The sequence below is a fragment of the Kribbella sp. CCNWLW201 genome (assembly GCF_037203805.1).
Classification (GTDB): Bacteria; Actinomycetota; Actinomycetes; order Propionibacteriales; family Kribbellaceae; genus Kribbella.
Genome location: NZ_JBBCBQ010000001.1, coordinates 1,592,929 through 1,608,754 on the forward strand (window position 1 = coordinate 1,592,929; position 15,826 = coordinate 1,608,754).

The window sequence follows — 15,826 nt, forward strand, 5'->3', positions numbered from 1 at the left end:
GGGAATAGCAAGCTCGAACGAAAGGAAACATGCCAATGGCAACAATGACCACCGACGAATGGCGATCCTTCGTCACAGCGGGAACGAGGCTCGCCCACATAGCCCTCATCCGCGCCGACGGGCGACCCCACGTCACCCCGGTCTGCTTCATCCTCGACGGCGACGAACTCGCCTTCGCCCTGTCGCCCGGGAGCGTCAAAGGCAAGAGCCTGGCCCGTGACCAGCGCATCGCGGTCTGCGTCAGCGATGAGCGGCAGCCGTACGGCTTCGTGACCATCGAAGGACATGCCCGAACCTCCGCCGAGCCAGACCAGATCAAACGCGTCGCCGTGGGCATCGCCGACCGCTACTACCCTGATCACCCCGCAGGGGACTTGGCTGAAGCCTTCGTAGCAGATGGCTTCACCGCAGTTCACATCAGCATCACCAACGTCATCGCCCGATCCGGCCTCGGCTGAGTGCTCCGGTGGGGGCTATTCGCTGAAGGCCGCCAGGTGCTGTTGTTGGGTGTCGCGTCGGCGTCTGGCGATGGCGGCGGTTCGTTCGGCGCGGGTGACGGCGCGTTCCAGTTTCCTGGTTTGGCTCTGGGCGGTGCGGAGTTCGCGGCGGGCTTGCTCGAGTTCGTTGGTAAGTCGCTCGATCGCGGTGTGCATGTCGGCGATGTGGTGCTCGTTGGCGTCGAGCTCTGCCTCGGCGGACTGGCGTTCCTTCTCGGCTTCGACGTACTCGGCCTCGACTTCCCGTAGTCGTTCCTGCAGCTCGGCTCGCTGCCGCTGGATGGCTCGCTTCTGCGCGTCCGCTCGGGTGGCCGCTTGCTTGGCCGGAGCTGCCGTCTTCGCCGGCGTCTTGGCACGCAGAGTCTTCTTAGCAGGCCGGACGGTGACAGGTTCGCCGCGCTCGTCGACCACGCCGAAGCCGATATGACGCAACGCGCTGGTCAGCTGGCCGGTGCGGAGCAGTTTCGCCGCCCCGGGGTCGACCAATGCCGCATCCAGGGTTTCTCCCAGCCGCTCGGCGACGGTGGGCGTGACGGCCCGTCCCATCGTTGCCGCCTCGGTCCCCGCGGTCGCGACCAGGCGTTGGACGAGGTCGTGACGGCGGGGAGTGAGCCTCCGCAAGCGGGCACCGTCTCCGGCGGCAACAACAGCGCGGAGCTCATCGCCGAACTCAGTCAGCTCGGCGATCTGATCCGGTGCGACCCGGACCAGATGGTTCGCCAACCAGGCCGCCATGGTCGGTTTCCGCAGCGCCTTGACCGCGGCGCTCCCGTTGATATCGCCAGCCTCCTTCAGCGCAGTGGCCAACCGATTGCGCGCCGTAGTGAACTGATCCGGGGGCACCCCGTACAGCTCCACCACCGCATCGACGTCCACCCCCTCAGAGTGAGCCCGATCAGTTGCCTTGGGCAACTCCATGGCAGGCGTCACGCGGTGGAAGCCTGCTGCTACGTCTCGCAGCGGACGTGATTTCTGTCCATGGCCGGGCGGATCATCGGACTATGGGTCAGAGTGGCCGCCAAACGGTCAGGCTGTCCGGAGGCCCCGGTCACGGCCAGGTCTTCTACGTCGAAGACTGGGAGGAACGCCGCCGCGCCGCCCAACGAATGGGCCGCACCCCAGACGACACCCGAGGCTGGGCCCTGGCCTACCGCCCCTCCCCCAACAACCCCGACCTCTGGATCTGGATCGACCCAAAGCGCCCCTGACGACCCCAGGCGTCGAAGGTCAACAGCGGTACGTCGTAGAGCTCGGGTCCTGTTGGTTACGGCATGGGGTTGCGATGCGTAACGGAGGGTTCCTGACAGCGATATGGCTGGTAGGGGCGGATTTTGGGGGGAACATGAATGAGGGGGAATACGCCGACTGGATTCATGAGTTGGTGGGGCAGGGCGTGTACGACGTGGAGCTCGGTGAGGACTTCATTCGGCAGCGGGCCTTGTTCGAGGAGCTGTTTCGGCCGCGGATCGTGGCGAACGATCCTGGGCTGTCCGAGGCTGTCGGTTGTGTCGCGGACGTGCCGGTCGAGGCTCATGATGCGCCAGATCTGGTGGGTTATGCCGGCCGGCAGTTCGCCGGGCGGGCGCTCTACTTCGAGTCGCTGAGGTATCGGGAGGGCTGATCGTCATGACGTTGATGGCCATCGGAAACTCGGCGCGACCGTTCCAGAGCGGCCGCGCGATCGGCACGTACATGGGCGCGCCGCACAGTGAGGTCGTGGACTGGCTGATCGATACGGGCGCCGACTGGTCGGCGCTCTTGCCCAGTACGGCGGCGAACTTCACCACCGCTGCGGCTCCGGCGAACACGGCACCCCCTGCGGGTACGGCGTTCCGGCTCGCCTCCGGTGTCGAGGTCGAGTTCACCGTGAACACGCCAAGCGGGCCGACCACCGTGATCGCCAGTACGCCGGTCATTGCGATCAAGGCCAGCCAAGTCGGCGCGGATCTGATCGGCACACCGCAACTCGCAGCTGTCCAGGCCCAGGTCCGCTGGAACGCGTACCTGAAAACCGGGGAGCTCTGCCAATGACCACGGGCTACCGACTTCCGGTGCCGGTCAGCCGCGGCCGTACGGCGACCGAGGCGCGCGACCCGATCGTGTACCGGCTCGCTACGACGGTCGTGCACGTTCGCGGCACGGTCACCACCACGACCTCGGAGCTGGATTCGGTCAACGAGCGGGTCGAGCGGTCGGCGACCATTGATCTCGACGTGATGGCCGACCCGAACAGCCGTTACGAGATCCATCCGCCCGTGGGCACCGGCTGGCAGGATCGACAGCTCAATCTCGCCCTGTTGACGGACGGACGGTTGAGCGGGGTCGGCGCTGAAGTGGTGGACCGATCCGGCGAGCGACTCAAGGCTGTCGTCTCGCTGGGCGCTACTGCGGCCGGTGGATTGCTCGCCCTCGGTGCCAGCCCTCTTGCCGCGGGGGCGGCCGCTGTCGCAGCCGCGGCATTCACGGCAATTGCCACCGGCGGCGCGATCGACGAAGTCCCCGCCGGCGGCGGGGCCGACACACAACCGGTACCGCAGACAGCGGCGCTGATCGTTGACCCGGAGGTGTTCGGGATCCGGCCCGAATTCAGGGCTGAGCATCCTGCCGACCATGCGCTGCTGGTCGCGTATCGGTTCGCGCTGCTGCGGCTGACCGCCGAGCTCGCGCAGACGGCGATCGAACCCGACCGATCTCCCACACTCAGAGCCGAACACGTTCGGCACCTGAGCACGGTCCTCAAGCGCACGCGAGCTGAGGCGAGCCAGGTTGAGGCGCGGTACGAAGCCTGGCTACGGTCGAAGGAACGGACTCAGTTAGAAGCCGTCGACCTGTGGCTGCAAGCGAACCAGATTCCGACTGGCGAGGCACTCCGCAGTGCGATCCGGAACCGCACTTCCGCGTCTGGGCGCACTTGGTGGCGCATCGCCGTCACGCTGCGGACGATGGTGTCGATCGACTACCTCGACCAGCTCCACAAGCGAACCACCGAGCTGTCCGTCCCGGCGGGATCGATCGTCTATCGTCCTCCGCGACCAGCGACGCTGACGACGTGGGAGATCGTGGAGAACGCAACGACGCCGTCCGGGCTCGAGGCGAAGGTCGTGAGATGCGACCGCATCCTCGTCACAGCGCCGGGCACAGAGCAGACGATCACCGTCACAAGCGACAAGAACGCCGGCAAGATCAAAGCCGAGCTGAGTCCATCCGGCGCATTGACGGCACTCGATGTCAGCGCCACCAGTGCGTCCGCGCAGAAGGCCGCAGCGTTGTCCGAAGTGCCCGGCGTTGCCGAGCAGGCACTGTCGTCCGGGAAGGCAACCGGTGGCGCGTTCGACCCCAAGCAGATCCAGCTGCAGCAGCTCGAACGCGACCTCAAGATCGCTGAGGCCAAGGCGAAGCTCAAAGGTCCCGCCGACCCTGACGCGACGCTGAAGCAACTCCAGGACCAGCTGGCGGTCGCTCAACTCGAGGCTCGCCTCGCCGCAGCCGAATACGTCACCGCAAACCCAAGCCAGGCCACCATCATCGTCCAGTCGAGCACCTAGCCCCGACCGCGCGGTCGGACGCGATAATCCCGGTGACGTCGGTGGGGATTCTCGCGACAATGGCCGGCGTGGAGGAAGTCGAGGTCGTTGTTGCGCATGGCGAGCGGGCGACCGTGCGTGTTGGTGACGTGTTTTTGAAGGTTGATGGGGATCAGGCGCGTCTCGATGTTGAGGTCGAGGCGATGGGCTTGGCGCCGGTTCCGACTGCGGAGGTTCTGTGGCGGAAGCCGCCTGTGCTCGCGCTCGCTGCGCTGCCGGGGACGGCGCTCGGCCGCCTCGGCGAGCCGTCGGTCGCGTCGCCGGGGGCGTGGGCTGCGGCGGGTGCCGCCGTACGGATGCTGCATGACGCACCGCTGCCGCCGTGGCCCGGTCGGAGCGTCGACGAGCTCGCACCGCACCTCGACGGCGAATGCGAGTGGCTCATCGCGAACGACGTCCTTCCCGCCGACTTGGTCACGCGCAACCGCCGGGTGGCCGAGGCGGCGCTCCGGCCGTGGACACCCGTGTTCACGCACGGAGACCTGCAGATCACCCACGTGTTCGTCGACGGCGACAAGGTCACCGGCGTGCTCGATTGGTCCGAGGCTAGCCAGGGCGACGCCTTGTACGACCTCGCCAGCTTGACGCTCGGACACGAGGAGCACCTTGGCGACGTCCTCGCCGGCTACGGCACCGACGTCGACATCGACGTGATCCGCGCATGGTGGTCGTTGCGAAGCCTGGGGGCAGCCCGCTGGCTGGTCGAGCACGGCTTCGATCCGTCCTCACCAGGCTGCGAGTTCGACGTACTGAGATCCACCCAGGAGCACTAGGACTGAGGAGCGCCGGCCTTCCAGCCGGTGATTGCCTGCTCGCGGTGCAGTTCGCCAGGACATCGTCGTACCGGCGTTGGATGAACTCGCGCGCCGGATGCTCCGGGTTGGTCGCCTCGGCGGCCATCGTGATGAACAGTTCGAGCAGCCCACGGTGTTCGACGTGGAACTCGGTCACCCTGAAACGCCTCTGAAAGCCGCGTGTGGTCAGGCTTCGGCGAGGTCGACGGCGAGGCAGTTTGCGACGTCGACCGGTGGCGCCTCGGGCAGCCGGACGACCAGGACTCCGTGGGCCTGCTCGAAGGGGACGGGGCCGTGGCCGAGGAGCCGGACGCCGGTCACCGACTCGTGGTCTGCGAGGCTTCGGATGACAGCGCGTCCGTCGTCCGGCCAACCCATCTGGAACGCGTAGAGGGTGTTGCCCTTACGGGTGAAGCGGAAGTCGGAGCTCGTCCAGTTCACCCGGTCTTCGGTGAACCCGCGGATGACCACCCCCGAGGGCCCTTCACCGAACACGCGGAACGGTCTCGTGCCGTAGATACCTTCGCCGCACACCCGGATCCACCGACCGAGGTCCTCGAGGATCTGCGTGCACTCGACGTCGAGCGTGCCGTCTGGCAACTGGGGCACGTTGAGCAGCAGGTTGCCGTTCTTCGAGACGATGTCGACCAGCAGCTCGATCACGTGTCCTGCGGACTTGTAGACGTCGCGGACGTTGTAGAACCAGTCGCCGACCGAGGTGTCGGTCTGCCATGGAGCGGCATGGATCCCGGGCGTCTGGCTGCGCTCGATGTCCATCAGGCCGACTCTGCTCACCTCAGGCCGACGGTCCTTCTGCTGGTAGACGGCACGGTTGGTGCCATGGATCCGCGCACTGGTGTTGTACAGGTGGGAAACCGCGCGCAGGCCGGGCGTGTAGTCGGCCTCGCCGAACGGCAGCGGGCCGTCGGAGTACAGGAGATCCGGCTGGTACCGGTCGATCATCTCGGTGACTGCCTCGAGCCAGTACGTGTGCCAGGCCGGATCCTGGGCGTACCACGGGTCCTGAACCGGGGTGTCCTCGGCGGGCAGGAACTTGCTGTTGTCGAAATACAAATCCCGGTACGCCGGATCTGTCCCGTCGTACGGCACGCCGGCGAACCGCCCGTGCTTGTCGCTGCCCTTGTTGACCGCGAACCACGTCAACGCGGCACCGAGATGCTCGGTGATCCCGAACGGCAGCCCGCGCTCGTCCGCGGCGGCCTTCCACAAGCCCACGATGTCCTTGCCCGGCCCAACCTTCGCCGAGTTCCAGGGATTCACCGACGACTCGTAGTTGAAGAAGTTGTCGTGATGGACGGTCTGCGCCACGAAGTACCGAGCGCCGGCCGCGACGAACTGATCCATCAAGGCGTCCGGATCGAACCGCTCCGCCTTCCACAGCCGTACGACGTCCTTGTAGCCGAACTCCGACGGGTGTCCGTACGTCCGCAGGTGGTACCGGTACTGATCCGAGCCTTCCCGATAGATGTTGCGTGCGTACCAATCGCCGTACCGCGGCACCGACTGAGGTCCCCAGTGCGACCAGATGCCAAGTTTCGCGTCCCGGAACCAGTCAGGGCATTCGAAGTTCGCCAACGAGTCGAACGACGCATCGAACGGGCTGATTGCGGATTCTGACATGGGATATTCCTCCTCAGAAGATCATGTCCAAGCGACACTGAGCCGTTCGTACTCCTCGGCGGTCACCGGCAGTACGACGCCGTGGCAGGGGTCTTTCGGTAGGCGGTGGTCCGTGGAGGGGATCCACTCGGCGCCGGCGAGGTTGGTCGTCTCGAAGGGGACGTAGCGGCGTTCGGAGGTGAACTCGTCGATCCAGAGATACCACTTCACCTCTGTGTTCGACTTGTACACCAGCGGACCCTCGCCCTGGCTGATCGTGTCCAGGCCGATCCCTTCGGCCAGCGGCTTCCACTCGGTGGCAGTCAGCGAGGTCGAGGTTTCACAGAACACCGACTTGCCGAACGGTACGTCGCCGCTGCGGCCGCGTTCGTCCTTCAGGAAGCGGTAGTAGACGCCCTCGTGGTCGATCACGGTGGTGTCGATCGTGTGCCATCCCCGGTCGATCCACACCCGCGGCTCGGAGAACTCCCGGAAGTCGCGGGTGGTCGCACACATGATCCGGTTGTAGCTCTCCCCCTCGTGTTCGGCGTTGTCGTAGAGCGTCGAGGACCAGTGGACGAGGTACGCATCCTGCTCGGGGTCCCAGACCGCCTCGGGGGCCCAGGTGTTGCCGGCCTCGGGTGGTGCGACCTCGACGAGCCGTCCCTCACCCCAGTCCACCAGATCCGCCGACTCCCAGACCATGATCGAGCGGCTACCCCGGCGCTGGTGCCGGTCCCAATCGCGGTTGGCGTAGAGCCGCAGGTCGGTCGCGACCAGGTAGAACCGGTCGCCTTCCGGCGAACGCACGATGTGCGGATCACGGACCCCGCACTCGCCCAGGGTGGAGTACAGAACCGGCTTGCCACCGTTGAGGTCGTCGAAGTGCAGCGGATCGTTGCCGTCGCTCAACGCAAAGTAGACCTGCTCACCATCGGCTGATTCACGCTTGAAATGCGCGTAGAGGTAGCCCATGAATTCGGTGTTCATTCGCGTGCGTCAGCCTTCTGATCGTCGGTCACAGGGACGTTGCCGACGATGGTGGCGGCTCGGGCCGCCACCTCGCCGTCGTCGTGTTACTTCGGCATCTTGTCGTAGGCGGTTTGCTGGATTTCGAGGTAGCGCTTCAGGCCGAGGCCTTCGAGGCCCTTGACGTAGGCGTCCCACTCGCTGTCGATGTTCTTCGAGCCGGTGATGAACTGCAAGGCGTTCTGCTGCACGTAGTTCTCGAGGTTGGTCTGCAAGGTGGCGACCTCACCGGCCAGGGAGGGGTCGATCCAAACCTTCCAGTACGGGTAGATCGCCGACTTGTCCTCCTTGCCCTCGTACAGCTTGGTTGCCTCGAACAACCGCCGCTCGTATCCGGCCGGGCTGTAGATGTCGGTCGCGATCGCCTCGGAGTTGCGGTACTTCTCGGTGTTGTTGTACTGCGCCAGCGCCTGCCACCCGGAGTTCGGCGGAGTCCCGCCCTCCGGCTGCGGGATCACCTTGAAGATCGGCTTCAGTGACTTGTCGAGCGCGACGTCTCCGGGCTGTGGCTTCGTCCAGGTCTTGCCCTCAGTACCCCAGAAGGCATTGATCTGTCCTTCGTCGGTGAACATGTAGTCGAGCAGCTTGATCGCCTGGATCTGCTCCTCCGGCGTGGCCTTGTTCGTCAGGACGAACGTCGCACCCGGCGCGCTCGGGAAGTTGTATCCGGTGTGGTTCACCCCTTCCGGTCCGGTGAGCGGCGGAACGGCGTCGTACTGCTTCTGGCGACCGTCAGGCAGGTTGCTGACCGCGATGCCCAGGTGCAGCACGGCGGCCGAGCCGAGCAGAGGCACCTTGCCACTGTCACCCTGCTGCTGCAGCGCGTCCGGGTTCTGGGTGAAGGCACCCTTGTCGATCAGGCCCTCCTTGTACAGCGAGTTCAGGTACTTCAGTCCCTCTCGCCAGCCGTCCTTGTTGGCCTGCAGTTCGACCTTGCCGTCCTTCAGGACCAAGGTCGAGTTGTTGTTGCCGCTGGTGCCCTGCGGGTCGTAGATGAAGGCGTTCATGAAATACGGGATCAGTGCGTCGCGCACGCTCGCGCTGAGCGGGATCTCGTCGGCCTTCCCGTTCCCGTTCGGGTCCTGGGTCTTGAAGGCCTGCAGCACCTTGCGCATGTCTTCGGTGGTCTTCGGCTGCTCGAGTCCGAGCTTCTTCAGCCAGGCTGTGTTCATCCACAGCTTGCCCTGGTACGAGCAGTGGTAGCAGTCGACCCACTGCGGCATGCCGTAGATCTTGCCGTCCGGCGCGGTCGCCATCGCCTTCCACTCCGGCTCCGCGTCGAGGGCCTTCTTGATGTTCGGCCCGTACTGGTCGATCAGCTGGTTCAGCGGTACGACGACACCCTGGTTGCCCAGCTTGAGCAGTTCGGCCGGGGTGAACTGGTCGACCCACGGGATCAGCAGGTACAGGTCCGGGTAGTCCCCACTGGCCAGCGAGATCTGCCGCTTCTCCTTGGCCGGCCCACCGTCGAAGGTGCTGGTCTGCCACTTGAAGCTGATGTTGAACTGCTTCTTCACCTTCTGGGTGAAGTCGTTCGTGGCCAGGTTCCAGTCAGCGGCTTGTGGCGCGAAGACGTCCAGTGTGACGGCCGGGTTGCCGGTCACAGTGGGCAGCGGTTTGCCCTGGTCCGCGGTCGTACCGGAATCGCTGCACGCGGCCAAACCGAGTGCCAGCACGCAGAGCCCGGCGACCGCCGCGGATCTGGTTCTCCTGAGCTGAGTTTTCATGGTGTCCCTCACAGGGCTAGAGATGGTGCGGAGGATCAGCCCTTGACGGCGCCGATCATGATTCCCTTGGTGAAGTAGCGCGCGACGAACGGGTAGATGAGCAGGACCGGCACGCTCGCGACCACGATCAGCGAGTACTTGAGCAGATCGGCCAGTTGCTGCCGCTGGAGGACGACGGAAGCGTCGATCGCGCCGCCGCTGTAGGTGTTGAGGATCAGGATGTTGCGCAGTACGAGCTGCAGCGGGAACAGGTCCGGGTTCTTCAGGTAGATCAGGGCGTCGAAGTACGAGTTCCACTGCGTGATCGCGTACATCAGCGCGACGACCGCGATCATCGGCTTGGCCAGCGGAATCACCACCGACCACAGGAACCGCAGATCGCCGCAGCCGTCCAGCTGCGCGGCCTCGGCCAGTTCGTCCGGGATCACGGTGCGGAAGTACGTCCGGGCGATGATCACCTGCCAGACCCCGATCGCCTGCGGGACGATCAGTGCCCACCGGGTGTCGAGCAATCCGACCTGCTGGACCACCAGGTAGGTCGGGATCAGCCCGCCGGTGAACAGCATGGTGAACAAGATCAGGCTCATCACCAGGTTTCGCCCGACCAGCGTACGGCGCGACATCGGATACGCGATCGCGATCGTCATCACGACACTGACGAGTGTGCCGACCACCGTGTAGAACAAGGAGTTCGCGTAGCCCCGGAGGATCTGCGGGTTCTCGAACACCGCGTCGTACCCGCGCAGTGAGAACTCGACCGGCCAGAACAGCACCCGTCCGGCCGACACCGCCTCGGGACTGCTGAACGAACTCGCCACGATGTAGAGCAGCGGGAAGACCACGACGGCCAGGAACACCGTCAGCAGCAGGTAGACACAGAACATGAAGATCCGGTCCGTCCGCGATTCCCGGATCCGCCGTGCCCGCGCCGCCCGGCGCTCGGTCCGCAGGGTCAGCCTGGTCCCCGGTTCGCTCCTGACGCTCATGACCACAGTCCGTTTCCGGTGATGCGCTTGGCGATCATGTTGACCCCCAGCAGCAGGACGAGGTTGATGACCGAGTTGAACAGGCCGACGGCAGTGGCCAGGCTGAAGTCGGCGTTCAGCAGGCCGGTCTTGTACACATAGGTGGCGATGATCTCGGACTCACTGAGATTCAGCGGGTTCTGCAGCAGGAACGCCTTCTCGAACCCGATCGCCATGATGTTGCCGACAGCAAGTACCAGGATGATCACCGCGGTCGGCATGATGCCGGGCAGGTCGACGTGCCGGATCCGCTGCAGCCGGGTGGCGCCGTCGATCTTGGCCGACTCGTGCAGCGCCGGGTCGACCCCGGCCAGTGCCGCGAGATAGATGACCGCGGAGTACCCCGTGGTCTGCCAGACGTCGGACCAGACGTAGATGTGCCGGAAGTAGTCCGGGTTGCCGAGGAAGTCCACCGCCGGTACGCCGAAGAACCCGAGTCCCTCGTTGACGATGCCCAGCCGCGGCGACAGCACCAGGATCGTCATCGACACCACGACGACCGTCGAGATGAAGTACGGCGCGTAGGTCACCAGCTGGACCGTCTTCTTGAACAGACTGGTGCGGATCTCGTTCAGCGCCAGCGCCAGTATGATCGCGAGCGGGAAGCTCGCCGCGACTGTGTACACCGACAGCAGGAAGGTGTTCTTCACCAGCGTCCAGAACACCGGGTTGGCGAAGAACAGCTCGAAGTTCTGCCAGCCGACCCACGGACTGCCCCAGATGCCCTTGATCACGTTGTAGTTCTTGAACGCGAGCACGGCGTTGGACATCGGGATGTACTTGAACACCGCGAACCACGTCAGCGGCACGATCATCAACAGATACAGCGTCCAGTGCCGCTGCAGACTGCGCCGCAGACCGACCATGGTGGTGCGTTCACGCCGCCGGCGTCGTCGCTGCGGGGCCGGCGCCTCGCCGACGGGCGGCGGGATGCTTGTCAGGACTGCCATCAGGTTTCCTCCTCCCTCGGGCCCGGTCAGCTCAGGCTGAGACGGTGGGCTGTGCGGGCTGTCAGCTGGACGCCGATCCGCTCGTCGCCGAAGCGGACCACGCGCTCCTGGTCCCGATCCGCGGTGAGCACCACGTCGATGCCATCCGCGCTCCAGTCGATGTCGACCGTGACGCCGCCGCGGGCGCGGAGACCCGTCACCCGGCCGGTCGGCCAGTCGTCCGGCGGGGCCGGTAGCACCTCGATCTCGCCGGTGTGGCTCTGCAGCAGCATCTCCGCGATACCCGCGGTCGCTCCGAAGTTGCCGTCGATCTGGAACGGCGGGTGAGCGCAGAACAGGTTCGGGTAGACACCCGCCCCACTGCCCACATAGTCCGTCGAGGTGTCGTCGGCCGGGCTCAGGAAGGCGCGCACCAGCCGATGCGCCGCGGCCGCGTCGCGCAGCCGGGCCCGCAGGTTGATCTTCCAGGCCAGGGACCAGCCGGTGGCCTGATCGCCACGCAGGTCGAGCGTGCGCGCGGCGGCCGCCGCGAGGGCCGGGGTGCCGTCCGGAGTGATCGCATCGCCGGGGTGAAGGCCGACCAGATGCGACATGTGGCGGTGGTGCGGATCTTCCTCGGGCAGGTCGGCGGCCCACTCCTGAAGTTGCCCACGGCTACCGATCGGCGGATCCGGGATCCGCTTGCGGGCCAGCACGAGACGCTCGACCAGTGGATCGATCAATCCGAGCAGTTCGGAGGCCTGCACACACCGCTCGAACAGGTCGGCGATCAGCGCCAGGTCCATCGTCGACGAGACTGTGACCGACGCGGGCTTGCCGTCATCGGCCAGGTAGTCGTTCTCCGGGGAGGTGGATGGCGACGTACCCAGGCTCCCGTCCGGCAGCTCGACCAGCCAGTCGAGACAGAATTCCGCGGCGCCTCGCAGCACCGGCCAGGCCTGTTCCAGGAACTCCAGATCGCCGGTGAAGGCGTAGTGATCCCACAGATGGCGGACCAACCAGGCACCGGCCATCGGCCAGTTGGACCACCGCGGGTCTCCCTCGACGGGAAGCGTCCAGCACCACGCGTCGGCGTTGTGATGTGCGGTCCAGCCGCCACAGCCGTACCGTTCCTTCGCCGTACGGCGACCTGCCTCGGCGAGGTGGCCGACATAGTCGAGCAGCGGCTGGTGGCATTCGGGCAGACTCGTCGTCTCGGCAGGCCAGTAGTTCATCTCGGTGTTGATGTTGACCGTGAAGTTGGAACTCCAGGGCGGCCGGAGGATGTCGTTCCAGATCCCCTGCAGGTTGGTCGGCAGTCCACCGGGCCGCGAGCTCGCAATCATCAGATAGCGCCCGTAGTTGAACACCAGCGCCGCCAACGCGGGGTCATCGCCGTGCTGAGTCAACCGCACGTCGGTCGACAGCGCCGCATAGTCCGGAGGACCGGCGAGCTCGAGCGACGAGCGACGGAACAGCGCCTGGTGATCATTGGTGTGCTCAGTGACGAGTTCGCCGTACTCACGGCCGAGCGCAGCGCGCACCTTCTCGTCGGCGGCGGCCCAGCACTCCTCCGCGGTCCGCGTCGGCACAACTGACGGGCCGTCGTACCCGGTCGCTGTGGAGAGGATCAGAAGCAGCTCGCCGGCTCCGTGGATGGCGAGACCGGTCTCGTCGGCGGTCACCTCACCATCGGTCCGCGCGCGCAGTGCGATCGCGGCTGACATCCCGCGATCCGGGCCGTCGGAGTACCTGATCGGCTCCGGTACGTCGCGATGCGGTGGTGCGACATCGGCCGGCGCCTGCAGCAACAGTCCGGCGCCGTCGCCGGTCACGTGCGGCCGCGAGCGTAGCTGCGACGTGAGCCGCGCGGTGACACCGAGTGCGCCAGGCTTCGAGGCGGTCAGGCGCACGACGAGCACCCCGGCCGGTGCGCTAACGAACACGTCCTGCCGGACAGCCACTCCCCCGAGCTCGTACTCCGCCGACGCCGTCGCGGTGTCGAGATCGAGCTGCCTGCGGTACTGCGTTACGTCGCCGGCAGCCGGCGTGGAGCCGTCGATCGTGACGTCCAGCAGCAGATCGCCGAGCGGCAGATAGGCCTGCGAGTAGCCGGAGTGGAATCCACCCGCCAGCTCGTGAGCCCGCCGGATGTCGCCGGCTGCCAGGGCCGCGCGCACTGCCTGCACGGCCTCGGCTCCGATCGCGCCGAGCGGCTCCGACAGCAGACGCGCCGTCTCCGGACCGCCCGACCAGCAGGTCTCGTCGTTCAGGCCGATCCGGTCTGCTCCGACACCGCCGAAGCACATCGCCCCGATCCGGCCGTTACCGAGCGGCAAGGCCTCCAGCCAGGTTCCGGCGGGCCGGTCGTAGTACAGCCAGGTCCCATCCGTCCGGTCCGAGCCCACCAGGTCGCTCATCCCAGGCACCTCCATCGTGAGTGATGGTGCGTAATCATCATATGAATGCTGGGGATCGTAGCGCTGTGGCGGCGGATGGTCCATACTGAAGCCGCATCTGGACGGCAAATCATCTTATCTATCGGAGCACAGGGGGTCTCATGTCACGCATCACGTCGGTGGAGGTCGTCGACGTCCGTTTCCCGACCTCGCTCACCAGCGACGGCTCCGACGCGATGAACAAGGACGGTGACTACTCGGCCGCGTACGTCGTCCTGCACACGGACGACCCGGAGCTGACCGGGCACGGCTTCACCTTCACGATCGGGCGCGGCAACGACCTGTGCGTGGCGGCGGCGACTCAGCGAGCGCAGCCGCTGATCGGCCGGGAGGTCGACTCGGTTGTCGATGATCTGGGCGGCACGTATCGCGAGCTGCAGTCGGACAGTCAGCTCCGATGGCTCGGTCCGGACAAGGGCGTCGTGCACCTGGCGCTCGCGGCAGTGATGAACGCGGTCTGGGACCTCGCCGCGCGCCGGGCCGGGAAGCCGTTGTGGCGGTTGCTCTGCGACATGTCACCGGCACAGTTGGTTGATGCCGCCGATCTGAAGTACCTGTCCGACGTCCTGACCAGGGACGAGGCGATCGCCTTGCTGGCGGACCGGGAGTCGGGTCGCGCGCGCCGGATCAAGGAGCTGGAGGTCAGCGGGTATCCCTGCTACACCACCTCGGCCGGCTGGCTCGGGTACTCCGACGACAAGCTCCGCCGGCTCTGCGAGGAAGCCGTTGCCGCCGGCTACAAACACGTGAAACTCAAGGTGGGCGCGGATCTGGCCGACGACATCCGGCGCTGTGGGATCGCCCGGGAGGTGATCGGTCCGGGCGGTCATCTGATGATCGACGCGAACCAGGTCTGGGACGTGCCCGAGGCGATCGAGTGGGTCCGGGCGCTGGCGCGGTTCGAGCCGCTGTGGATCGAGGAGCCGACGAGTCCCGACGACGTCCTCGGTCACGCGGCCGTCCGGCGGGCGGTGTCGCCGATCGGCGTGGCGACCGGCGAGCACGGGATGAACCGGGTGCTGTTCAAACAGTTCTTCCAGGCCGGTGCGATCGACTTCTGCCAGCTCGACGCTGCCCGGCTGGGGAGTGTCAACGAGGTCCTCGCGGTCTACCTGATGGCGGCCAAGTTCGGCGTACCGGTGTGTCCGCACGCGGGTGGGGTCGGGCTGTGCGAGCTGGTCCAGCACCTGTCGATCTTCGACTACGTCGCCGTGTCGGCCAGCCTGGACAACCGGGTCACCGAGTTCGTCGACCACCTGCACGAGCACTTCGTCGATCCCTGCATCGTCCGCAACGGCGCCTACCGGCTGCCCTCGGCGCCCGGCTACAGCGCCGAGATGCACCGACCGTCACTCGCGACGTACACGTTCCCGACCGGGTCCTACTGGGCGACGCGGGACGGCACGGAGTCGGTGGCATGACTGCTCGCGTCAGTGGTTCGCAGACCGACGTCGTCGTACAGGGCATCAAGAAGCTGATCATCGACGGCGCGCTCCGGCCAGGCGATCGCCTGCCGGTCGAGAAGGACCTCGCCGAGGCACTGGGAGTCTCCCGCGGCCCGCTCCGCGAGGGGGTCCGCGCGCTGTCGATGATGGGCGTGCTGGAGACCCGGCAGGGCGACGGGACCTACGTCACCGCCCTCGACCCTTCGTTGCTGCTGGCACCGATGGGATTCGTGGTGGACCTGCAGGACCACAGCGGTGCACGCCATTTGCACGCCGTACGACGAATGCTCGAGACTCAAGCAGCCGGACTCGCGGCGGCCCGGATCAGCGACGAAGCGCTCGCCGCGGCGGACGAGATCCTGCGCCGAACCGAAGCCGAACTGACCGACGGTGTGCCGGACCACGAGGCGCTGATCGACAACGACATCGCGTTCCACCGCGTCATCGCCCAGGCGTCGGGCAACCCAGTACTCACGGCCCTGATCGAGGCACTCGGCGGACGGACCACCCGGGACCGGCTGTGGCGTTCGATCAGTCAGGAAGGCGCCGACGAGGCAACGCACGGCGAGCACCGGGCGATCCTCGACGCCCTGGCCAGCCGCGACCCCGAGCGGGCTCGCATCCGGATGGCCGTCCACCTGTTCGGCGTCGAGGACTACCTGCGCCAACGACCGCCCGACGACAACGACATCATCCCCGATCTCTGAGGACTGCTTT

At 66.3% G+C, this 15,826-nt stretch carries 15 protein-coding genes; 8 read left to right on the forward strand and 7 right to left on the reverse strand.

Features of this window, described 5'->3' with window-relative positions; genetic code table 11:
• Positions 1-44 precede the first annotated feature (44 nt).
• A complete protein-coding gene (locus tag V9K99_RS07700; RefSeq protein ID WP_337323087.1) occupies positions 45-458 on the forward strand; it encodes a PPOX class F420-dependent oxidoreductase in 414 nt (137 codons plus the stop codon).
• 15 nt (positions 459-473) lie between these two features.
• Here the strand turns inward: V9K99_RS07700 and V9K99_RS07705 are convergent, their stop codons facing one another.
• Positions 474-1,373, reverse strand: a complete 900-nt coding sequence (locus V9K99_RS07705) for a hypothetical protein (protein ID WP_337323086.1) — start codon at positions 1,371-1,373, stop codon at positions 474-476.
• Between the two features lie 125 nt (positions 1,374-1,498).
• Here V9K99_RS07705 and V9K99_RS07710 point away from each other — a divergent pair, with 125 nt between their 5' ends.
• From V9K99_RS07710 to V9K99_RS07730, 5 genes are all read left to right on the forward strand, one after another.
• Entirely contained in the window at positions 1,499-1,705 is a 207-nt protein-coding gene (locus V9K99_RS07710) for a hypothetical protein (protein WP_337323085.1), read from the forward strand.
• Between the two features lie 134 nt (positions 1,706-1,839).
• Positions 1,840-2,118: a hypothetical protein gene (locus V9K99_RS07715; protein ID WP_337323084.1), complete on the forward strand. Its 279-nt coding sequence runs from the start codon at positions 1,840-1,842 to the stop codon at positions 2,116-2,118.
• 5 nt (positions 2,119-2,123) lie between these two features.
• Positions 2,124-2,528 carry a hypothetical protein gene (locus tag V9K99_RS07720; protein ID WP_337323083.1) on the forward strand — a complete coding sequence of 135 codons (405 nt, stop codon included), beginning with the start codon at positions 2,124-2,126 and terminating at the stop codon, positions 2,526-2,528.
• Positions 2,525-4,042 (forward strand): hypothetical protein, encoded by a 1,518-nt coding sequence (locus V9K99_RS07725; protein WP_337323082.1) that lies wholly within the window; start codon positions 2,525-2,527, stop codon positions 4,040-4,042. Before V9K99_RS07720 ends, V9K99_RS07725 begins: the two co-directional genes overlap by 4 nt.
• A 68-nt stretch (positions 4,043-4,110) precedes the next feature.
• On the forward strand, positions 4,111-4,854 hold the full coding sequence (locus V9K99_RS07730) for a phosphotransferase family protein (RefSeq protein ID WP_337323081.1): 744 nt from the start codon (positions 4,111-4,113) through the stop codon (positions 4,852-4,854).
• A gap of 207 nt (positions 4,855-5,061) precedes the next feature.
• Here V9K99_RS07730 and V9K99_RS07735 read toward each other — a convergent pair whose 3' ends face one another.
• The 6 genes from V9K99_RS07735 to V9K99_RS07760 all read right to left on the reverse strand — a co-directional run bounded on the left by V9K99_RS07735 (position 5,062) and on the right by V9K99_RS07760 (position 13,625).
• Positions 5,062-6,516, reverse strand: a complete 1,455-nt coding sequence (locus V9K99_RS07735; protein ID WP_337323080.1) for an alpha-L-fucosidase — start codon at positions 6,514-6,516, stop codon at positions 5,062-5,064.
• Positions 6,517-6,537: 21 nt separating this feature from the next.
• Positions 6,538-7,485, reverse strand: coding sequence for a glycoside hydrolase family 43 protein (locus V9K99_RS07740; RefSeq protein ID WP_337323079.1), 948 nt, complete (start codon positions 7,483-7,485; stop codon positions 6,538-6,540).
• An 86-nt stretch (positions 7,486-7,571) separates the two neighbouring features.
• Positions 7,572-9,251 carry an extracellular solute-binding protein gene (locus V9K99_RS07745; RefSeq protein ID WP_337323078.1) on the reverse strand — a complete coding sequence of 560 codons (1,680 nt, stop codon included), beginning with the start codon at positions 9,249-9,251 and terminating at the stop codon, positions 7,572-7,574.
• Positions 9,252-9,286: 35 nt separating this feature from the next.
• The gene (locus V9K99_RS07750; protein WP_337323077.1) at positions 9,287-10,237 is read right to left on the reverse strand and encodes a carbohydrate ABC transporter permease; all 951 of its coding nucleotides are present in this window, start codon (positions 10,235-10,237) and stop codon (positions 9,287-9,289) included.
• On the reverse strand, positions 10,234-11,226 hold the full coding sequence (locus V9K99_RS07755; RefSeq protein WP_337323076.1) for an ABC transporter permease: 993 nt from the start codon (positions 11,224-11,226) through the stop codon (positions 10,234-10,236). Before V9K99_RS07755 ends, V9K99_RS07750 begins: the two co-directional genes overlap by 4 nt.
• 26 nt (positions 11,227-11,252) lie before the next feature.
• On the reverse strand, positions 11,253-13,625 hold the full coding sequence (locus tag V9K99_RS07760) for a glycoside hydrolase family 95 protein (protein WP_337323075.1): 2,373 nt from the start codon (positions 13,623-13,625) through the stop codon (positions 11,253-11,255).
• A 140-nt stretch (positions 13,626-13,765) separates the two neighbouring features.
• On the opposite strand from V9K99_RS07760, the gene V9K99_RS07765 reads away from it, so the two are divergent.
• Both V9K99_RS07765 and V9K99_RS07770 read left to right on the forward strand, forming a co-directional pair.
• On the forward strand, positions 13,766-15,085 hold the full coding sequence (locus V9K99_RS07765) for an L-fuconate dehydratase (RefSeq protein ID WP_337323074.1): 1,320 nt from the start codon (positions 13,766-13,768) through the stop codon (positions 15,083-15,085).
• Positions 15,082-15,816: a FadR/GntR family transcriptional regulator gene (locus V9K99_RS07770; protein ID WP_337323073.1), complete on the forward strand. Its 735-nt coding sequence runs from the start codon at positions 15,082-15,084 to the stop codon at positions 15,814-15,816. The genes V9K99_RS07765 and V9K99_RS07770 overlap by 4 nt, the downstream gene beginning before the upstream one ends.
• The last annotated feature ends 10 nt before the right edge of the window (positions 15,817-15,826 follow it).

Excerpts from the sequence above, each read along its gene's own strand:
- V9K99_RS07735 (WP_337323080.1), bottom strand. The coding sequence starts at position 6,516 with ATGTCAGAATCCGCAATCAGCCCGTTCGATGCGTCGTTCGACTCGTTG.
- V9K99_RS07715 (WP_337323084.1), top strand. The coding sequence starts at position 1,840 with ATGAATGAGGGGGAATACGCCGACTGGATTCATGAGTTGGTGGGGCAG.
- V9K99_RS07725 (WP_337323082.1), top strand. The coding sequence starts at position 2,525 with ATGACCACGGGCTACCGACTTCCGGTGCCGGTCAGCCGCGGCCGTACG.
- V9K99_RS07760 (WP_337323075.1), bottom strand. The coding sequence starts at position 13,625 with ATGAGCGACCTGGTGGGCTCGGACCGGACGGATGGGACCTGGCTGTAC.
- V9K99_RS07750 (WP_337323077.1), bottom strand. The coding sequence starts at position 10,237 with ATGAGCGTCAGGAGCGAACCGGGGACCAGGCTGACCCTGCGGACCGAG.
- V9K99_RS07765 (WP_337323074.1), top strand. The coding sequence starts at position 13,766 with ATGTCACGCATCACGTCGGTGGAGGTCGTCGACGTCCGTTTCCCGACC.
- V9K99_RS07700 (WP_337323087.1), top strand. The coding sequence starts at position 45 with ATGACCACCGACGAATGGCGATCCTTCGTCACAGCGGGAACGAGGCTC.
- V9K99_RS07755 (WP_337323076.1), bottom strand. The coding sequence starts at position 11,226 with ATGGCAGTCCTGACAAGCATCCCGCCGCCCGTCGGCGAGGCGCCGGCC.
- V9K99_RS07745 (WP_337323078.1), bottom strand. The coding sequence starts at position 9,251 with ATGAAAACTCAGCTCAGGAGAACCAGATCCGCGGCGGTCGCCGGGCTC.
- V9K99_RS07770 (WP_337323073.1), top strand. The coding sequence starts at position 15,082 with ATGACTGCTCGCGTCAGTGGTTCGCAGACCGACGTCGTCGTACAGGGC.
- V9K99_RS07740 (WP_337323079.1), bottom strand. The coding sequence starts at position 7,485 with ATGAACACCGAATTCATGGGCTACCTCTACGCGCATTTCAAGCGTGAA.
- V9K99_RS07720 (WP_337323083.1), top strand. The coding sequence starts at position 2,124 with ATGACGTTGATGGCCATCGGAAACTCGGCGCGACCGTTCCAGAGCGGC.
- V9K99_RS07710 (WP_337323085.1), top strand. The coding sequence starts at position 1,499 with ATGGGTCAGAGTGGCCGCCAAACGGTCAGGCTGTCCGGAGGCCCCGGT.